This window comes from Kitasatospora sp. NPDC094019, from assembly GCF_044764505.1.
Lineage (GTDB): Bacteria > Actinomycetota > Actinomycetes > Streptomycetales > Streptomycetaceae > Kitasatospora.
The window spans coordinates 193,960-211,241 of the sequence record NZ_JBIWIF010000003.1 but is presented as its reverse complement, the minus strand read 5'-3'; the positions used below and the strand labels follow the sequence as shown (position 1 = coordinate 211,241).

The 17,282-nt window shown below is 74.1% G+C and carries 13 protein-coding genes; 11 read left to right on the top strand and 2 right to left on the bottom strand.

Going from position 1 to position 17,282, the window contains the following annotated elements; translation table 11 throughout:
* Positions 1–25: 25 nt before the first annotated feature.
* Genes ACIQ9P_RS08780 through ACIQ9P_RS08770 form a run of 3 tightly spaced genes read left to right on the top strand, consistent with a single transcriptional unit; the run spans position 26 to position 4,662 of the window.
* Complete coding sequence (locus tag ACIQ9P_RS08780) at positions 26–1,483, top strand: purine-cytosine permease family protein (RefSeq protein ID WP_402351964.1); 1,458 nt, start codon at positions 26–28, stop codon at positions 1,481–1,483.
* 36 nt (positions 1,484–1,519) lie between these two features.
* Complete coding sequence (locus ACIQ9P_RS08775; RefSeq protein WP_402351961.1) at positions 1,520–3,463, top strand: amidohydrolase; 1,944 nt, start codon at positions 1,520–1,522, stop codon at positions 3,461–3,463.
* Positions 3,460–4,662, top strand: coding sequence for a C45 family autoproteolytic acyltransferase/hydolase (locus ACIQ9P_RS08770; protein WP_402351958.1), 1,203 nt, complete (start codon positions 3,460–3,462; stop codon positions 4,660–4,662). The genes ACIQ9P_RS08775 and ACIQ9P_RS08770 overlap by 4 nt, the downstream gene beginning before the upstream one ends.
* A 154-nt stretch (positions 4,663–4,816) precedes the next feature.
* On the opposite strand, the gene ACIQ9P_RS08765 is transcribed toward ACIQ9P_RS08770, so the two are convergent.
* Positions 4,817–5,617, bottom strand: a complete 801-nt coding sequence (locus tag ACIQ9P_RS08765; RefSeq protein WP_402351955.1) for an MHYT domain-containing protein — start codon at positions 5,615–5,617, stop codon at positions 4,817–4,819.
* 511 nt (positions 5,618–6,128) lie between these two features.
* Positions 6,129–6,863 (bottom strand): esterase/lipase family protein, encoded by a 735-nt coding sequence (locus ACIQ9P_RS08760; RefSeq protein ID WP_402351952.1) that lies wholly within the window; start codon positions 6,861–6,863, stop codon positions 6,129–6,131.
* A 348-nt stretch (positions 6,864–7,211) separates the two neighbouring features.
* On the opposite strand from ACIQ9P_RS08760, the gene ACIQ9P_RS08755 reads away from it, so the two are divergent.
* From ACIQ9P_RS08755 to ACIQ9P_RS08720, 8 genes are all read left to right on the top strand, one after another.
* The gene (locus tag ACIQ9P_RS08755; protein ID WP_402351949.1) at positions 7,212–8,129 is read left to right on the top strand and encodes a LysR family transcriptional regulator; all 918 of its coding nucleotides are present in this window, start codon (positions 7,212–7,214) and stop codon (positions 8,127–8,129) included.
* 210 nt (positions 8,130–8,339) lie between these two features.
* Positions 8,340–9,437 carry a VWA domain-containing protein gene (locus ACIQ9P_RS08750; RefSeq protein WP_402351946.1) on the top strand — a complete coding sequence of 366 codons (1,098 nt, stop codon included), beginning with the start codon at positions 8,340–8,342 and terminating at the stop codon, positions 9,435–9,437.
* A 341-nt stretch (positions 9,438–9,778) separates the two neighbouring features.
* Positions 9,779–10,549, top strand: coding sequence for an AfsA-related hotdog domain-containing protein (locus ACIQ9P_RS08745; RefSeq protein ID WP_402351943.1), 771 nt, complete (start codon positions 9,779–9,781; stop codon positions 10,547–10,549).
* The gene (locus ACIQ9P_RS08740) at positions 10,546–11,214 is read left to right on the top strand and encodes a methyltransferase family protein (RefSeq protein WP_402351940.1); all 669 of its coding nucleotides are present in this window, start codon (positions 10,546–10,548) and stop codon (positions 11,212–11,214) included. Before ACIQ9P_RS08745 ends, ACIQ9P_RS08740 begins: the two co-directional genes overlap by 4 nt.
* Positions 11,211–11,900, top strand: a complete 690-nt coding sequence (locus tag ACIQ9P_RS08735) for a nitroreductase family protein (RefSeq protein ID WP_402351937.1) — start codon at positions 11,211–11,213, stop codon at positions 11,898–11,900. Before ACIQ9P_RS08740 ends, ACIQ9P_RS08735 begins: the two co-directional genes overlap by 4 nt.
* Positions 11,897–14,926, top strand: coding sequence for a PEP/pyruvate-binding domain-containing protein (locus ACIQ9P_RS08730; RefSeq protein WP_402351934.1), 3,030 nt, complete (start codon positions 11,897–11,899; stop codon positions 14,924–14,926). Before ACIQ9P_RS08735 ends, ACIQ9P_RS08730 begins: the two co-directional genes overlap by 4 nt.
* The gene (locus tag ACIQ9P_RS08725) at positions 14,923–16,191 is read left to right on the top strand and encodes a cytochrome P450 (RefSeq protein WP_402351931.1); all 1,269 of its coding nucleotides are present in this window, start codon (positions 14,923–14,925) and stop codon (positions 16,189–16,191) included. Before ACIQ9P_RS08730 ends, ACIQ9P_RS08725 begins: the two co-directional genes overlap by 4 nt.
* Entirely contained in the window at positions 16,188–17,219 is a 1,032-nt protein-coding gene (locus tag ACIQ9P_RS08720; protein WP_402351928.1) for a hypothetical protein, read from the top strand. Before ACIQ9P_RS08725 ends, ACIQ9P_RS08720 begins: the two co-directional genes overlap by 4 nt.
* Positions 17,220–17,282: the final 63 nt, after the last annotated feature.

The window sequence follows — 17,282 nt, the reverse complement described above, 5'->3', positions numbered from 1 at the left end:
GCGAGCCGAGGCGGGCCCCGCCGCCATGGTTTCCGTTCCTGCCTCCGGCCCCGCCCCTGCCACCGGACCCGCCCCAGTCGCTGCCCCCGCCACCGGACCCGCCCCCCGGGCCGGGGGGCCCGAGTCGCGGGGCATCGACCTGGTCCCCGACGAGGAGCGCGGCGGGCGCCCCCGGGACCTGTTCGCCGTCTGGGCCGCGCCCAACGTCAGCTACCTCAGCTTCGTCGTCGGCGCCGCGCTCGTCCTGATGGGACTCACCCTCCCGCAGGCGCTCGGCGTGATCCTGGTCGGCAACCTGGTCTGGATCTGCACCGGCGTGGTCGCGGCGGCCGGGCCCGTCGCCGGGACCAGCGGGTCGGTCGTCTCCCGGGCCGTCTACGGGGTGCGGGGCAACCGCGTCATGGTCGTCGTCGCGGGCTGGCTGATCGCGGCCGCCTACCTCGCCCTGAACTGGTCGGCCGCCTCGGTGGCGGGCATCGGCCTCGCGGCCCGGCTCGGTCTGCCCGCCGGTCCGGTCGTCGACGCGACGGTGATCTGCCTGGTCGCGGCCGGCACGCTGCTGATCGCCATCTTCGGATACGCCCTCATCGTGCGCCTCTACGCAGCCCTCAGTGTGGCGCTGACCGTGGTCTTCGCCGTCGTCACCGGATATGTTCTCGCCGCCGCCGACCTCTCCTGCGCGCCGGCCGAGCCGTTGGCCGGTGCCGCCCTGGTGGCCGCGCTGGGTGCCGGGTTCACGCTCGTCGCCTCGGCGCCGCTCTCCTACGGCAACAGTCCCGACCTCGCGCGCTACCTGCCGGCCGACAGCAGTCCGGTCGCCGTCGCCGGATGGACGGCGCTCGGGGCCTACCTGCCCAGCGTGGTGTTCACCGCGGTCGGGGCGCTCGCCGCCACCGGGCTCGACATGAGTGATCCGGAGGCCGCGCTGGAGGGTGTGCTGCCCGGCTGGTTCGTGCCGGTGTTCGTCGTCGCGGTCGTCGTCAACACCATGACCAACAACGGGATGACCGCCTACAGCGCGGGTCTGGCCATCCAGTCGGTCGGCGTCCGGCTCGCCCGGATCCCGGCGGTGCTGGTCATCGGGACCCTCGGCACGGCCATGACGCTGTACGCGATCCTCGTCTTCGACTTCCTCACCGGCGTCAGCACCATGCTCCAGTTGGTCGTGGTGGTCACCGGCCCGGTGATGGCCGTCGCGATGACCGACCTCGTCCTGCGCCGCAACCGCTACAGCGGCCCCGACCTGCTCGAACAGCGACGCGGCGGACCGTTCTGGTACCACGGCGGTGTCCACTTGGCGGGAGTCCTGGCGCTGGCCGTCGGCGCGCTCACCGCCGTGCTGTGGGTGCGCACCACGTTCTGGACCGGTCCGATCGCGGCGGCCCTGGGCGGCGTCGACCTGTCCGTCCCGGCCGGGATGACCGTCGCGGCCACCGTCTACTGGGCCGCGTCCCGCGTTCTGGGGACGATTCCGCGCCCCTGAGATCCCGCGGGCTCGCCTCACGCCACTATTGTTCAAGTGGCCAATAGTCCATCGCTGCCCGACCCGAAAGAGCCCACCCCCGTGCACGCCGACACCATCCTCCTCGCCCGCACCGTCGAGCTGTTGACCGACCCGATCCACCCGAGCAGCACGACGGAACCGAGCGGCCCGACAGAACCGAGCCGTCGGACCGGTCAGAGGGACGCGAGCGACCCGACCGACCCGAGCGGCCCGACCGAGGACACCCACCGCCCCCTCGCCCCGCTGTCGCACGGGCTCGCCGTCACCGCCGGCCGGATCACCGCCGTCGGCCCGGCCGAACTCCTCGCCCCGCTGCGCGGCCCAGCGACCGCCGTCCACGAGTTCCCGGGCGCCGCGATCCTGCCCGGCCTGGTCGACGTCCACGCCCACCCCGTCTGGGGCGCGATCTCCACCGGCAGCGGCGTCGACCTGTCCGGCGCCGCCACCCTCGCCGAGGTTCTCGCCCGCCTCGGCGCCGCCCCGGCCGTCGGCACCGCTGCCGTCCCTACCACCGCCACCGCCACCGCCGCCGTCGCCACCGTCGCTGCCACCACCACCGCCGAAGCCGAAGCCGCGGCCGACGACGGCCCCCGCCCCACCGAGGAGTGGATCACCGGCTACGACCTCGACCTCAACATCTTCGACGGCGAACCGCACGGCGCCTTCCTCGCCGACCACCTCCCCGGACGCCCCGTCTCCCTCCTCACCCGCGACGCCCACGCTCTCCTCCTCAGCCCCCGCGCCGTCGAACTGGCCGGTCTCACCGGCCGCGAGACCTTCACCGACGCCTCCTCCGTCGTCGTCGACCGGGCCGGCCGCCCCACCGGCTACGTCCTCGAACTCCAGGCCATGGACCTGGTGTTCGCCCACTATCCCGAGGTGTCGCTGGACACCGCCGCCGCCCATGTCCGGGACCGGCTCGAACACTTCGCCCGCTCCGGCCTCACCGGCCTGCACGCGCTCGACTTCGGCGAGCCCTCCGAGGAGGTCCTCCGCCACCTGGAGCAGCGGGGCGACCTGCCCCTGCGCGTCCGGTGTTCCCCCCTGGTGCCCGCCGACTCCGGCCCGGACGTGTGGCAGGCGATCGCCGCCCTCCAGGGCCTCGGGGGTCGGCGCTGGCACGTCGACGGGGTGAAGTTCATGCTCGACGGAACGGCCGACAACGGAACCGCCTGGTTCGAGCACCCCGACGTCCACGGCGAGAACCGCGAACCGCTCTGGCGCGACACCGACGCCTTTCGCGCCGCCGTCCGCTTCTTCACCGAACGCGGCATCCCCACCGCCACCCACGCGATCGGGGACCGGGCGGTGCGCTTCGCCCTCGACGTCGTCGAGGAGGTCGGCCGCGCCCCGCGTGCCCCGCACCGGATCGAGCACCTCGAATCGATCCCGGACGACCTGTTGCCCCGGTTCGCGGACCTCGGTGTCGTGGCCAGCCTGCAACCCGTTCACGCGACCCGGCAGACCCGTCCGGACGGCACCGACAACTGGTCCCGCCGGATCGGCCCCGACCGTGCCGCCCACGGCTGGCGCACCCGCGACCTGCTCGACCACGGCGCCGTCGTCGCGCTCGGCTCGGACTGGCCGATCGGGCCCGGTGACCCGCGTGTCGGCCTGGCCGACTGCCAACTGCGCCGCCCCGTCGAGGACCCGGACGCCGCGCCCGTGCAGCCCGGTCAGGCGATCACGGCGCGCGAGGCGTACCGGGGCATGACGACCGCGGCCGCGTACGCCGCCGGGGCGGACGGCGAACTCGGCCGGATCGCCCCGGGCTACACCGCCGACCTCACCGTCCTCGCCGCCAACCCGCTCGACCTCGACCCGGCCGCCCAGGCGGTGAATCCCGTCCTCGCGACCGTGGTCGGCGGCGTGCTCCACCGCCACCCGGCCGTTCCCGCCGCCCCGGCCGCTTCCGCCGCCCGGGCCGTTCCCGCCGCGCCTCCGAAGGACCAGCCGTGACCACGACGCCGATCCCCCGCCCCGACCACCGCCGCCATGTGCGGGTCGACGCCGCCGACCCGTACGCCCGGGGAACCGCCCGCGGCGGGCAGTTGCGCGCGCACCTCCCCGCCGCGCTCGATGTCTACGACCGCCTCTTCGCCCTCGGCGGCATCACCCCCGCCCGGGTCCGCGACGACGCCGAACGCGCGCTCGACGCGGTCGGGGAGTTCCGTCCCGGCGCGCGCGCCGAGATCGAGGGCATCGCCGACGGCGCCGGCCTGGACGTCTGGCGCCTGGCGGCCCTCAACGCCCGCACCGAGATCCTCGCCGGCAGCGCCACCGTCCCGCCGGGGGAGTGCACCACCCTGGTGCGCCGCGCCACCAGCGTCACCAGTACTGCCAGTACCGCCAGCGTCACCAGTACCGCCAGTACCGACAGCACCGCCGTCATCGCCACCGACACCCGCGGCATCGCCGTCACCCCCACCGTGCCGCGCACCTTCGGCGTCCAGACCTGGGACTGGCACGTGGAACTGAGCGCCCACTGGCACACCCTGGAGTCGCGCGGCGGAAGGCACACGGTTGTCGGCCTCACCGAGGACGGCATCCTCGGCAAGATCGGGATCAACAGCGCGGGTCTCGCCCTGCACTTCAACATTCTCGGCCACGCCCGCGACGGCATCGGCGGCGTGCCGGTCCATGTCCTCGCGGCGGTCGTCCTCGCGGAGGCGGGCAGCGTCGCCGAGGCCGTCGACCTGGTCCGTGGTGCCCCGCTGGGCTCCTCCGGCTCGTTCGCCCTCTTCGACGGGACGGACGCGACCCTGCTCGACCTCAGCCCCGTCGGCGTGTTCCCGGTCGACCCCGACGAGCGCGGTCTGCTGGTGCGCACCAACCACTTCCTGACCCCGGTTCCGGCGGCCGGGGAGAAGACGTGGCTCTACCAGCCGGACTCCGGCGAGCGCCACGACTTCGTCCGGGCCCGGCTCGCCCGTCTCCAGTCGCCCCCGGCCACGGCGGACGCGCTCGCCCGGTGCCTGGTCACCGGCCCCGGTGAACCGCCCGTCACCTGCCTGCCCGACCCGGCCGAGCCGCTCGGCCGCCGCTGGGCGAGTCTCGCCACCGTCGCCCTCGACCCGGCGGCCCGTACCGCCGCGATCCTCGACGGCACTCCGGCCGACCTCGACACCGGCCCCTGGCGCACCCTCACAGCCGGCTGACACCCGGCCGCCCGGCACGCGAACGGCTCGGCACGCGATCGGCCCGGCAACGCGAACGGCCCGGCGCGGGAATTCCCGCGCCGGGCCGTCAGCTCGTCCCCGACGGGTCGGATCCGAGGGAGCCGAGCCCTGGAGACCGGATCCAGGGGCGGGTTCAGTCCTGCCGCTCGAACAGCGGCACGCGGACCGGCTCCGGCCGGCGGTCGCGGTCCAGACCGGAAAGGGAGGCGTCGTGCGGCGACAGCATCAGCGCGATCCCGCCGAGCGAGAGCAGGACGAGGACGGCCACCGCGAGCGGGGTGATGAACTGAGAGGCGGGCAGCCCTCCGACCGGGGTCCGGCCGTCCAGGACCACCGACACGGCGGCCATACCGGTGTAGTGCATCGCGACCACCGCGACCCCGGCGATCAGGGCCGAGGCGAGCGAGGCCAGCATGCCGGTGATGTTCAGCGTCATCCACAGCGCGGCGGCGGACGCGGCGACGGCGATCGCGATCGAGGCGGCCACGGTGAGGGTGTCGTAGGACACCTGCCCCTGGACGTGCATCGCGGCCATGCCGAGGTAGTGCATCGCCGCCACGCCCAGGCCCATGACCGTCCCGCCGATCAGCAGGGTGCCCGGACTCCGCGGCCGGTAGCCGACGTAGAGGATGCCGAGGCCGCAGACCACGATCGCCAGCACCAGGCTGCACAGGGTCAGGGGCACGTTGTAGAGGATGGTCGAGCCGTTGACGGTGAAGCCCAGCATCGCCAGGAAGTGCATCGTCCAGATGCCGCAGCCGATCTCGGCGGCGCCGAGCAGCAGCCAGCCGAGCCGTCTGCGCGGCGGCAGGTCAAGGGCGCGGACGGTGCAGCGCAGTCCGAGCGCGGCCCCGGTGCAGGCCACCAGGTAGGAGAGGACCGGGTTGAGCCAGCCGTAATGGAAGCCGTCGATGACGGCGGTATGGGGGTGCATGAAGGTACCTGAGCTGATGTGTCGTTGACGGACGCGGACGGGCGCGGCCCGCGCGGGACGGAGCCCGGTGCGGGCCTCCCGTCGGCGGGAGGGCGTGGGGAAAAGCATGGAAGAGGGCGTGGGGAAGGGCGTGGAGGGACGGAACCCCTGGGGGCGGCGGGGCACCGGGGCCGGGTCGCGGCCGCACCCGGCCCGATCGGTGTCCCGTCACGTCGCTCCTTGAGGGCCCTGGTTCGGCGACCCCGGCGGTCCGCCCGGCGTCGAGGGTCACGGGCGGCGCCACGGAGAGGCGGCAGACGGGGAACGGGCGCGCGGAGGGGCCTCGTGAGCCGCCGCGCGCGACGGGAAGCCGTCTGCCGGGCCTCACGTGCGGGTACATACTATCCGCCCGCCGAGGTCAAGATCTGCCGGGGGGCTCTTTTGCGGATCTTCCGTGAAGGCCGTCGGCCGGAGCCGCTCGGCCATCGTCCGGGTGCGGGTCGGTGTCGCCCCCGCCGATCGGCGGGGGGCCTCAGCCGCCGGTGAGAATGGCGGCGACCTGGGTGAGCACCGTGGTGTTGCCGAGGAAGTCGTTGTGCTTGAGCCCGGGGGTCTCGGTGTTGGTGGCGCCGTCCAGCCGGGTGCTCGACGCGGGGGTGATCTGCTCGTCGTCCGGTGACCAGAAGGTCCAGTAGTGGACGGGGGCGGGGGTCTCCGTGGTGCGGTTCAGGCGGCTGACGACGTACGAGTCGGGCGTCATGTCCCGGCACCCCTGGTCCCAGGCGGCGCAGAGCCAGGCCAGGCCGGTGCCGTGGTTGGGGCCGGCCAGCGAGATCCAGTTCCGCACCGTCCGGCCGCCGTTGCCGAACTTGACGTACCAGCGGCTGGGCAGGCTGCCCAGGCTGTGGGCGACGAGGTCGACCTTGGCGGCGCCGGTCTGCGCGAGCACGAGGTCGACGTAGGCGGAGAGCCGGTCGGCGAGGGTCTCGTTCGTGGACAGCGACGTGTCGTACGACCAGGTGAACAGCCGGCCGGGGTCGTAGCCCTTCGAGCGCAGGACGTCGATCGCGGTGCCCCATACCCCGGGGTCGGCGTTGCGCCCGTGGATGAGGACGACCGGGGTGGTGGGGCCGGTCAGGGGGTCGGCGCGGGCCGGGGTGACGGCGCCGCACGTCAGGAGGAGGGCGGCGGCCGAGGCGGCGGTGAGGGCGGTCCGGACGGCGGACGGCAGGGCGGTCGGCAGGGTGGCCGGGGTGGTGCGGCGCATGGTGCGTCCTCCGGGGTCGGTTGACGGTGGCGGCGCGCGACGCCACGTCCGGCGGTGCGGACACGGCGCTTCCCACTTCCGACATCATCCGTGACGAGCGCCTCGGCCGGTAGGGCACGTCGGTCGGGACGGCGTCGGACGGGAGTCGGGAGCCGGGAGCCGTGCGGGCGCGGGTGATCCGCCCGGCCCCGCGATGCCGGTGGTCCTGCCGCTCCTTTCCGGTCCTGTCGGCCCCGCCGTTCCCGCGATCCGTACGCGGACGCGGGAACGGCGGGGTACTGTCCTCTCCGCGCCCGCCCGCCCGCTGAGCAGGGCGGCGGCACCAGCGCGGACCCGGGGAGAACCACCATGCTCGACGTCAGACGGCTCACCATGCTCCAGGCCGTGGCCGAGCACGGCAGCTTCAACCGCGCCGCCGCCGCGCTGCTGCTGACGCCCTCCGCCGTCTCCCAGCAGATCGCGGCCCTCGAACGCGGCGTCGGCACCACCGTGGTCGAGCGGTCGACGCGCGGGGTGCGGCTGACCGAGGCGGGCCGGCTGCTGGTGGACGCCGCAGTCGCGGTGGGCGCGGAACTGCGGCACGCCGAGGAGCGGATCGGTCGCCTCGGCGCGGACCGGCCCCGGTTGACGCTCGCCACCTTCACCAGCGGCGGCCGCCGTCTGCTGCCCCCGGTACTGGCGCGGTTCGCGGCGGCGCACCCGGAGGTCGAACTGCGGATCGTCGAGCGCGAACCGGAGGACAGCCTCCCGATGGTCCGCGACGGCAGTGCCGACCTGGCCCTCGCCTACCACTTCGACGGCCCGCTGCCGGTCGTCCCCGGCGACCGCTCCGGCCTGGAGTGGACGCCGCTGATGACGGACCCGCTGTCCGTCGTCCTGCCCGAGCACCACCCACTGGCCGCCCGGGACTCCCTCGATCTCTCGGAACTCGCCGACGAACCATGGGTGCTGGGCTGCGCGAAGACCGAGGCGTTCCTGCGTCGGCACGCGCTGCTGGCCGGATTCGAGCTGCGCGTCGCGGGCTCCACCACCGACTACTTCTTCGCCCGTTCACTGGTCGCCGGGGGCGTCGGTGTCTCCCTCGTGCCGCTGGTCGCGCTGGACCCGCCGCAGCCCGGCACCCGGGTCGTCCCCGTCGCCCCGCCGCGCCCCGCACGGCACTTCGGCCTCGCCCTGCCCCGGCGCCGCCGGCCCCGCCCGTACGCCGACGCGCTCGCCGCCCTGCTGCACGCCCACGTCACAGAGGCCGAGGCGAGCCAGGTCTGATTTTCTGACCCTCCACCTCGACGCTCCACCTCGACGCTCCACGTCGAAAATCCATCTCGACCCCTTGCCCCGAGCCTTTGTTCCGACGCGCACCCCGGCCGCCCCCACCCTCGCCCCGGCGGAATTGTCAGTGCCTCCCCATAGGGTTGGAACAACGCCGAGGGGAGCGCCGGAAGGTGCCGGAAACGGCGTGGGGAAAAGGGGAGAAGAATGTCCACGAACAGGATCGACCACAAGGTCAACCACGTCTCGCTGGTGGTCGACAAGTCCGGCTCGATGCGCCAGCACGAGCAGCAGCTGATCCGGGTCGTGGACGAGTTCGTCAAGGGCCTCCAGGAGGAGTCCGACCGGCTCGGGCACGAGACCAGGATCAGTCTCTACGCCTTCGACCACGAGGTGCGTAACCTCGTCTGGGACATGGACGTCAAGCATCTGCCGTCCCTGAAGGGCCTCTACCGGGTCGACAACGGCGCGACGGCGCTGATCGAGGCGGCCGTGAAGTCCGTGGACGACCTGAAGAACATCTGGGAGGGGTACGGGGAGCATTCCTTCCTCCAGGTCGTCGTCACCGACGGGGAGGAGAACGCCTCCGGCTGTTCCGGGAGCGGGAAGATGCACATCCGGCTGCCGGGCGCCAAGGGCAAGGCCGTGCTGCGCGGTTGGATGGAGCGGATCCACGGGGCCATGGCCGGGCTTCCCGACCACTGGACTTCGGCGATCCTGGTCCCGAATTCCCTGGCCAAGCGCACCGCCCAGGAATACGGGTTCCCGGCGGGAAACATCGCGATCTGGGACGCCGACTCCAGCAAGGGTGTCGAGGAGGCCATCGGCACCGTCAAGTCCGCCGCCACGAGCTTCCTGCGCGGCCGGGAGAAGGGCGTGCGGGGGACGAGGAATCTCTTCACCATGGGCCAGGAGCTCAGCGTGGCCGAGGTCACCGCCGAGCTCGACGCGCTGGATCCGGGCGCGTACGCGCTCGTCCCGGTCGACGAGCAGCTGCCCATCCGCGAGTTCGTCACCGGCGCGGGGCACACCTATCGGACGGGCTGTGCTTTCTACGAGCTGTCCAAGCGGGAGCGGATCCAGGGCGGCAAGCAGCTCGCCGTCGCGGAGAAGGATCCGGCCACCGGGCGGATGACCGGCAAGGTCTTCTCGGGGCCGGCGGCCCGCCGACTGCTGGGTCTGCCAGCGTCCGAGGTAACGGTCAAGCCCGGCGACAACCCGGCCTACACGGTGTTCGTCCAGTCCACCTCCGTCAACCGGAAGTTGGTGCCGGGTACGGAGCTTCTCGTCATGCTGCAGCCGTAGCCCTGGCCGCAGCCGCAGCGGACCCCTGCCCCGGGGCGGTGGCCCTCCTCGCCGCCCCGGGCCGTGAGAGCCGCCCGGGGCAGTGCTGGCGACGGGGTTTTCGGCCATCGTTGCGGGTGTTTTTGGTCGGCGGCGGGGTCCGGTCGGGGTGTGGGCCGGTCCGGGTTGCTCGGACAGGTGATCGATGGTTACCTCGGCCCGTGACCTCGTTGGTACCAGGTGTCTCATATGGAACTGACGTTCCATCGGTTCATGACAGTTCGTCAGAAGACTTCCGGGGGGAGGGATTCGACCAAAGAGATGGGGTTCCGTCCGCAATTGTCGGCGGATCGGGTTCGGGAGTGGTCGTCCCGGTGGTGGTGGACGAGAAGGACGTGTGTTTCTTCGATCACCCGCTGGACCATGTGCCCGGGATGGTGCTGGTGGCGGGGGTGCTGGACTTCATCGGGGCCCGGGCACCGGAACGGGCCGACGCGGACGGTGCCAGGCTGCGGCTCTCGATGAGCTTCGACCGGATGTGTGAGCTGGGTTCGCCGGTGTGGCTGAGCGGCGGCCCGATCGCGGCCGACGACGGGCCGGCGTGGGAATTGGTGGCGTTGCAGGACGGCGAGGCCGTCAGTCGGGCCTCGATCCGCCTGGGCGGGACGCTGCCCCCGCTCCGAGCGGGGCGGGAGGCCGCCGTTCCCGCCGATCCGGCGTTGGTGCACCGGCACCGGCCGGAGAACGTCCTGCTGGGCGGGGCGGCGCGGGTCGAACGGGCCGCGGTCCTGGTGCCGCCGCCGGGCCACCGGCTGGCCGGTACCGGGGAGCACACCGTGGGCGCGCTGGTCGAGTCGGCCCGTCAGATGGCGACGATGCTGGGTCACACGGCCCACGGGCGGGACTTGGACGCGCAGATGCTCTGGCTGTCGCTGGAGGCGGATCTGCCGACCGGCCTGCCGGTCGAGGTGCCATTGGAACTGTGGTGGGAGTTCGCACCGGCGCGCGGGGCGCGTGCGGTGTACCGGTTCGCGGTGGTGGATGCGGAAAGCGGCGAGGGGTACGGCCGGTTGGAGATCGGCGTGCACACCCTCAGCCGCGCGGGTTACTTGAAGCGGAGGTCGGCGAAGTGAGCGGGGCGGAATCGGTGACGGGCACGGGCTCGTCGTGGGCGGTGCGGGCACCGCAGTTGTTGTTCGTCGTCGCGGTGGCGGCGGTGGCCACCGGGTTGGTGGTCCACCTGCGGCACGCGGGCGAAGGGCCGGACCTGGAGGCGGCCGTCCTGGCCGCCTGCTACCTGGCGTGGCTGGCGGTCGAGATCCCGGTGACGTTCCGGACCTCCGGCTCGGCGCCGCGCGAGTCGGCGTCGCTGCTGTTCTACGCGACGGCCCGGATCGCGACCGTCGCCGCGGCCGTGCTGGGGCCGCTGCCCTGGGACGGGTGGTCGCCGCTGCTGCTGCTCCCGGCGGCGCTGTTCGTCGGCGGGGTCGTGCTGCGTCAGGTGGCGATCCGCACGCTGGGACGGTTCTACTCGCACCATGTGACCCGGCAGACGGACCACCAGGTCGTCACCTGGGGCGTCTACCGGTTCATCCGGCACCCCGCCTACGCGGGGATGCTGTCGGCGCACGTCGGGTTCGTGCTGTTCTTCGCGAACCCGCTGAGCGTGGTGCTGCTGCTCGTGCTGGCCGGTGCGATCACCTTCCGGATCCGCACCGAGGAGCGGATGCTGCTGAACATCCCCGGCTACAGCGACTACGCGGCCGGGCACTCCCGGCTCGTGCCGGGGCTGTGGTGAGCGCCTCCGCCCGTCCGGTGCGGGTCGGGGTGCCGGCGACGCCGGACGAACTGCTCACGACCACGCGCTCGGTACGGCTGCGGCTGGACCTGACGCGCCCGGTCGACCTCGACCAGGTCCGCGCGTGCGTGGAGATCGCGCTCCAGGCGCCCAACGGTGGCAACACCCAGCGCTGGCACTGGCTGGTGGTGGCCGAGGAGGGGCTGCGGAAGCGGATCGCCGAGGTCTACCGGCGGTCGTTCGAGGCCAGGTACCCGCCGACCACCACGGCCGGGGCGGCGTCGGCCGGCGGGGTGTCGGACCGGATGCTGGCCGGCGGCCGACACCTGGCGGAGCACCTGCACGAGGTGCCGGTCCTGGTGATCCCGTGCCTGGAGCTCGGCGGCCGCCCGCTCACGGCGGGAAACCAGGCGGGGGTGTGGGGCTCGCTCCTCCCCGCCGCCTGGAGCTACATGCTCGCCGCCCGCGCCCGCGGGCTGGGAACGGCGTGGACGACGGTGCACCTGGACGCCGAGCAGGAGGTCGCCGACCTCCTCGGGCTGCCGGGCGACGTGCGCCAGGGGGCGTTGATCCCCACCGCGCACGTGGTGGGGGACGGATTCGGACCGGCGCCGCGGCGGCCGGTGGACAGCGTGCTGCACCTGGACGGCTGGGGCGGCACGGAATGGGGCGGTGGGGGCGTATGACGGAACTCGTGGTGACCGCGGCGACGGACGGCGGCGAGGTGCTGGCCGACGCCGCACGGGTCGGGAACAAGTTCGCCCGGCAGGAGGTGCTCCGGCGGGCCGGATTCCGGGTGCCGGAGTTCTTCTGTCTGCCCGCCGCCGCCTTCGACGAGGCCCTGGACGCGCTGCGCGCGTCGCTGCCGGCCGAGCCGGCGGCCGGCGCCGACCGGGCTGAGGTGGAGTCCTGGTGCGCGGCGGCCCGGGAGGCGCTGGTCGGCGCACGGCTGCCGGTGGCGCTGGCCGAGCGGATCCGCAAGGAGTTCGCGGCCGTGGCCGGGCCGGACGGCCTGGTGGCGGTGCGGGCCTGCGTGGTTCCGGCCGAGGCCGCTTCCGGTGGCGATGACGCTTCCGGTGCCGACGCCCCGCAGGCCGACGAGGCCGACGAGGCCGACGCGATCGGCCCTCCTCACGAGGCGATCGGGGAGGACAGCGCGGTCGACCCGTTCGCGGGCATGAGCGACAGCTTCCTCTACGTCGACGAGGACGGCCTGGAGGACGCCGTCGTGCGCTGCTGGGCGTCCGCGTTCAACGCGCAGGCCGTGCGCTACCGGACCCTGCGCGGCCTGGACCCGCTGCGGGCCCGGGTGGCCGTCGGCATCCAGCGGATGGTGCTCGGCACCCGTTCGTTCGTCGCGTTCACCCGCGACCCGCGCGACGGCGCGGTCCGCCGCGTCGTCGCGGCCGCCTACGGCATCGGCGAGGGCGTCGTCCAGGAGAAGGCGGACATCGACCACTTCTTCCACGACCCGGCCACCGACGAGGTGACCGCGCTGACCGTGCGCAAGCAGTGGTCGATGGGGTTGCCCGAGGGCGCCGCCGCCGGTGCGCCGGTGCTGCTGCCGGTCGCGGGCGAACTCGCCGACGTCCCGGTCCTGGACGACGGCCAGGTGCGCGCCGTGGCTGAGCTGGCCGCCCGGGTGGAGGAGCTCTTCGGCGTCCCCCAGGACATCGAGGGCGCCCTCACCGGGGACGGCGTCGTCCACCTGCTCCAGGCCCGCCCGCTGGTCACCGCGCCGCCTGCGGCCGGAACCGGGTCGGCCGCCGCACGGACCACCGGGCAGACCACCGGGCCGGCCGCCGCGCCGACGGTCGGGCCGTCCGCGCCGGAGGAACCGGCGACCGGCCACGTCTACTGGGGCAACCACAACATCACCGAGAGCTTCCCCGGCGTCTCCGGCGCGCTGACCTTCTCCCAGTCCCGCGAGTTCTACCGCCGCTCCTTCGCCGACCTCTACCGGCGGATGGGCGTCCCCGAGTCCTGGGTGCGGGACAACGCCCACCGCCTCGCCCGGATGGTCGGCTACCTGGAGGGCCAGGTCTACTACCGGCTGGACGACTGGCACGCCCTGCACGGTCAGATGCCGATGTTCGAACTCGTCCGTCGCGGCTGGGAACAGGCGATGGGCATCACCGGCCCCGCCCGCGGTGAGCGCCGCTGGGCCGCCCCGGCCGTCGCCCTCGCCCTGCCCCGGCTGGCCTGGCGCAGCGCCCTCCACCCGTGGCAGGTCAAGAGTTTCCTGCGCTGGTGGGACCAGCAGATGGCCGAGGCCGAGACCGTCGGCGACTCGCCGGAGGAGCTGATCGCCTTCTACCGGCGGCTCTGGGAGCGCGCCGGCGAGCGCTGGGGCGTCACCCTGGTGAACGCGTTCATCGCCCTGGTCGTGCTCGGCGCTGGCAGCGTCCTGCTGCGCCGCTGGACCGGCGAGGGCCCGCAGGTCCTGGTCGGGCTGATGGGCGGCGGGCGGGAGAACCGCTCGCTGGAGGCGGTGCGCGCGGCCATGGCGCTCGCCGAACTCGTCGGATCCGTGCCCGAGTTGCGCGCCGCCGTGCTCGACGACGCGAGCGACCCCGAGCAGTTGTGGCAGCAGATCGTCGAGGGCCGGCACGGTGCGGCCGTCGGCGACGCCGCGCGCGGTTACGTCGCCCGCTACGGGGACCGCGCGCTGCACGACCTGAAGCTGGAGGAGCCCACGCCCCGCCAGCGCCCGTGGACCGTGCTCGCGCTGATCCGCCCGCTGGTGCGCCAGGGCGCGACGGTGGCGGCCAACCGCGCCGACGAGCAGGCGGCCGCCCGGCGCGCCCGCGAACGGCTGCGCGAGCTGCTCCCGAACCCGGCCCGCCGGGCCGTAGTGCTCGGCGTCACCTCCCTCGCCCGCGACCTCGCCCGGATCCGCGAGGACACCCGGTTCTGCCGCACCCAGCTGTTCGGGCTGTCGCGCGACGTGATGTGGCGACTGGGCGCGGAACTCGCCCGCACCGGCGTCCTGGACGACGCGCTCGACGTCGCCGACCTGACCGTGGAGGAGGTCATCGGCGCCTTCGACGGCACCGGCACCGTGACCGACCTGCGCGCCCTGGTCGCGCTGCGCCGCGAGCAGCGCGAGCGCTGGGCGGAGAACCCGCAGCGCCCCGCCCTGCTGAGCACCCCCGCCGGACTGCCGCTCGCCCGCGCGCTGCCGGGGGCGACCGCGGTGGGCAAGGCCGCCGCCGCCGACGACGGTCTGCTGCGGGGCATCGGCTCCAGCGCCGGTGTGGTGCGCGGCCGGGCCAAGGTGGTGCTGGACCCCTCCACCGACCCGGACCTCGCCGCCGGGCGGATCCTGGTCGCCCGGGAGACCGACCCGGGATGGCTGTTCCTGATGATGTCCGCCACCGGCATGGTCGTCGAACGCGGCACCCTGCTGTCCCACACGGCGATCACCGGCCGTCTGCTCGGCGTGCCCACTGTGGTCGCCGTCCCGGGGGTCACCGCGGCGATCCCCGACGGCGCCTGGATCGAGATCGACGGCACGGCCGGGACGGTGCGGCTGCTCCCGCCGTCCGAACAGCCGCAGGAGCCCGAGGCGGCGGCGCCGTCCGAGGAGTCGGCGCCGTCCGAGGCGTCCGAGGAGCCGGACGTCCCCGCTGCGGTCGACGCCGCAGACCGGAGCCTCCCGACCGACCCGACCGCCGGAACCGCCACCACCGAGAAGGGCGACAGGACATGACCGACGACCCGGCCCGCTTCCCCTTCCCGCCCGCCGGCGACGTGCGCCCGCCGGACGCCTACCACGGCGTCCTGCACGCCCGCGTCCCGCACCCGGTGCAGCTGTCCAGCGGGCAGCCCGCCCTGCTGGTCACCCGGCACGAGGACGTCACGGCCGTCCTCGGCGACGACCGCTTCAGCCGGGCCGGCTACACCGAACTCGCCCGCCCGCTGTTCGCCCGCAAGACCGAGTCCGTCCTGCTGGCCACCGCCGACGCGCCCGACCACACCCGGCGCCGGCGCACGATCCTCCCCGCGTTCACCGCCCGTCAGGTCCGCCTGCTGCGCCCGCGTCTGGAGGCCCTCGCCGAGGAACTGCTCGACGGCCTGACCGCCGGCGCCACCGGCGGCGAGACCGATCTGGTGGGCGGCTTCACCGTGCCCTTCCCGATGCGGGTCATCTGCGAGGTGCTCGGCGTCCCGCTCGACGACAGCGCGATGCTGCGCGCCGAGGTGGACATCCTCATGTCCACCTCCGGCCACACCCGCGAGGACGTCGCCGCCGCCCAGGCGCGGATGGACGAGTACTTCGCCGCCCTGGTCGCCGGCAAGCGGCGCGCCGCCGAGGCGGGCACCCCGTCCGACGACCTGCTCACCAGGCTGGCGCTGCGCCCGGACGACGGTCCCGACCAGCGGCTGTCCGACCGGGAGGTGGTCTCCCTCGGTTCGGGCATGCTGATGGCCGGCTACGAGACGACCGGCAACTCCTTCGGCATGTGCGTGCTCCTCCTCCTGCGCCACCCCGACCTGGTGAAGCGCCTGCGCGCGGAGCCCGAGCGGATCCCGGCGGCGGTCGAGGAGATGCTGCGCTTCAGCTCCCTCAACAACACCGGCGGGGCGCCGCACCTGGTGACCGAGGACACCGTGCTGGGCGGCTGCCCGGTGGCGGCGGGGCGGATCGTGGTGCCGCTGACCGACACCGCCAACCGCGACCCGGCCGTCTTCGCCGACCCGGACACCTTCGACCCGGACCGTCCGGACGTCGGTTCCCACCTCGCCTTCGGCTACGGCCGCCACCTCTGCCTGGGCGCCGAGCTCGCCCGGGCCGAGCTGCAGATCGGTGTCGGTGCGCTGCTACGCCGCTTCGACATGCTGGAACTCGCCGTTTCCGAGGACGAGTTGGAATGGCGGCAGTCGATGTTCATCAACGGTGTCTGGCGGTTGCCGGTCCGTTGGACGGCGGCCGGTGCCGCGGCGGTCCCCGCCGCGGAGGGGCGGTCGGCGTGAGCCCTCCGGCCGCCCGGCCCGCCGCGACCGGTCCGGGGGCACCCACCGACCCGGCGGCGTCCCCCGGGCCGGGCGTACCCACCGACCGGGGCGTACCGACCGACCCGGGCCCGTTCGCCGTCCGCCTCGGCGCCTTCCTGCGCGGCAGCTTCCCGCTGCCCCTGTCGCTGGTGTTCGCCGGGGTGTGGACGGTGGGCGCCACCGGCCTGTTCGCCGCCGCCGACTCCCGGGTCGGGGACTGGCGGCCGGGCTGGGGCACGGTGGGCGCCGCGCTGACGGTCCTGGTCGACCTGCTCCTGCTGCGGGTCGCCGACGACCTGCGCGACCTGCCGTACGACCGGCGCCACAACCCGTCCCGCCCGCTGGCGCGCGGCGCCGTACTGCCGCGCGACCTCTACCTGCTGGCCGCCGCCGGGGCCGCGTTCCTGCTCCTCCTCAACGCCGGCAACCGGGCCGCCCTGCTGCTCATCGCCGCCCAACTCGTCTACACCACCCTCCTGGTGGGGGCGGAGCTGCGGCTGGGGTGGCCGCGCGGCGACGCCGTCGTCAGCGGCGTCCTGCTGAGCTCCCCGGTGCAGGTGCTGCTCAACCTCTACCTGTACACGGTGTTCCTGCACGACACCGGGCTGGACGGCGATCCGGTCGGGCGGGCCGGGAGGCATGTGCTGCCGCTGCTGGCGGTGATCATGCTGGCCGCCACCCACCACGAACTGGTCCGCAAGGTCGTCCGCGAGCCGGGCGCGCACGAGCGCACCTATGTCCGGGTCTTCGGCCTGCGGACGACCGTGGCGCTCGCGCTCGGCTCCGCGGCCGCGTCCGCCGCGGTGTCGCTGGCGGTGCTGCGGCCCTGGGCGGGCGGACCGGCCGGGTGGGGCTGGCTGGCGCTGCTGCCGGTCGTCGTCGCCGCCCTCGCCGCCCGCCGCTTCGACCGGACCGGGGCGGCCCGCTGGCCGGCCGTGGCGGTGGTCGGCTATCTGCCGGTCGTCTTCTTCTGCCAGCTGCTGATCGGGCTGGGGGCCACTTCGTAAGGCACTGACCTTGCACCGTGTTCCCGACTACGGAATCACGCTGGTGCAAGGGGCGGTGACCCT

What these genes read in the sequence shown, in the direction of transcription:
- ACIQ9P_RS08780 (WP_402351964.1), top strand. Translation starts at nt 26, where the DNA reads ATGGTTTCCGTTCCTGCCTCCGGCCCCGCCCCTGCCACCGGACCCGCC.
- ACIQ9P_RS08765 (WP_402351955.1), bottom strand. Translation starts at nt 5,617, where the DNA reads ATGCACCCCCATACCGCCGTCATCGACGGCTTCCATTACGGCTGGCTC.
- ACIQ9P_RS08760 (WP_402351952.1), bottom strand. Translation starts at nt 6,863, where the DNA reads ATGCGCCGCACCACCCCGGCCACCCTGCCGACCGCCCTGCCGTCCGCC.
- ACIQ9P_RS08755 (WP_402351949.1), top strand. Translation starts at nt 7,212, where the DNA reads ATGCTCGACGTCAGACGGCTCACCATGCTCCAGGCCGTGGCCGAGCAC.
- ACIQ9P_RS08750 (WP_402351946.1), top strand. Translation starts at nt 8,340, where the DNA reads ATGTCCACGAACAGGATCGACCACAAGGTCAACCACGTCTCGCTGGTG.
- ACIQ9P_RS08730 (WP_402351934.1), top strand. Translation starts at nt 11,897, where the DNA reads ATGACGGAACTCGTGGTGACCGCGGCGACGGACGGCGGCGAGGTGCTG.
- ACIQ9P_RS08725 (WP_402351931.1), top strand. Translation starts at nt 14,923, where the DNA reads ATGACCGACGACCCGGCCCGCTTCCCCTTCCCGCCCGCCGGCGACGTG.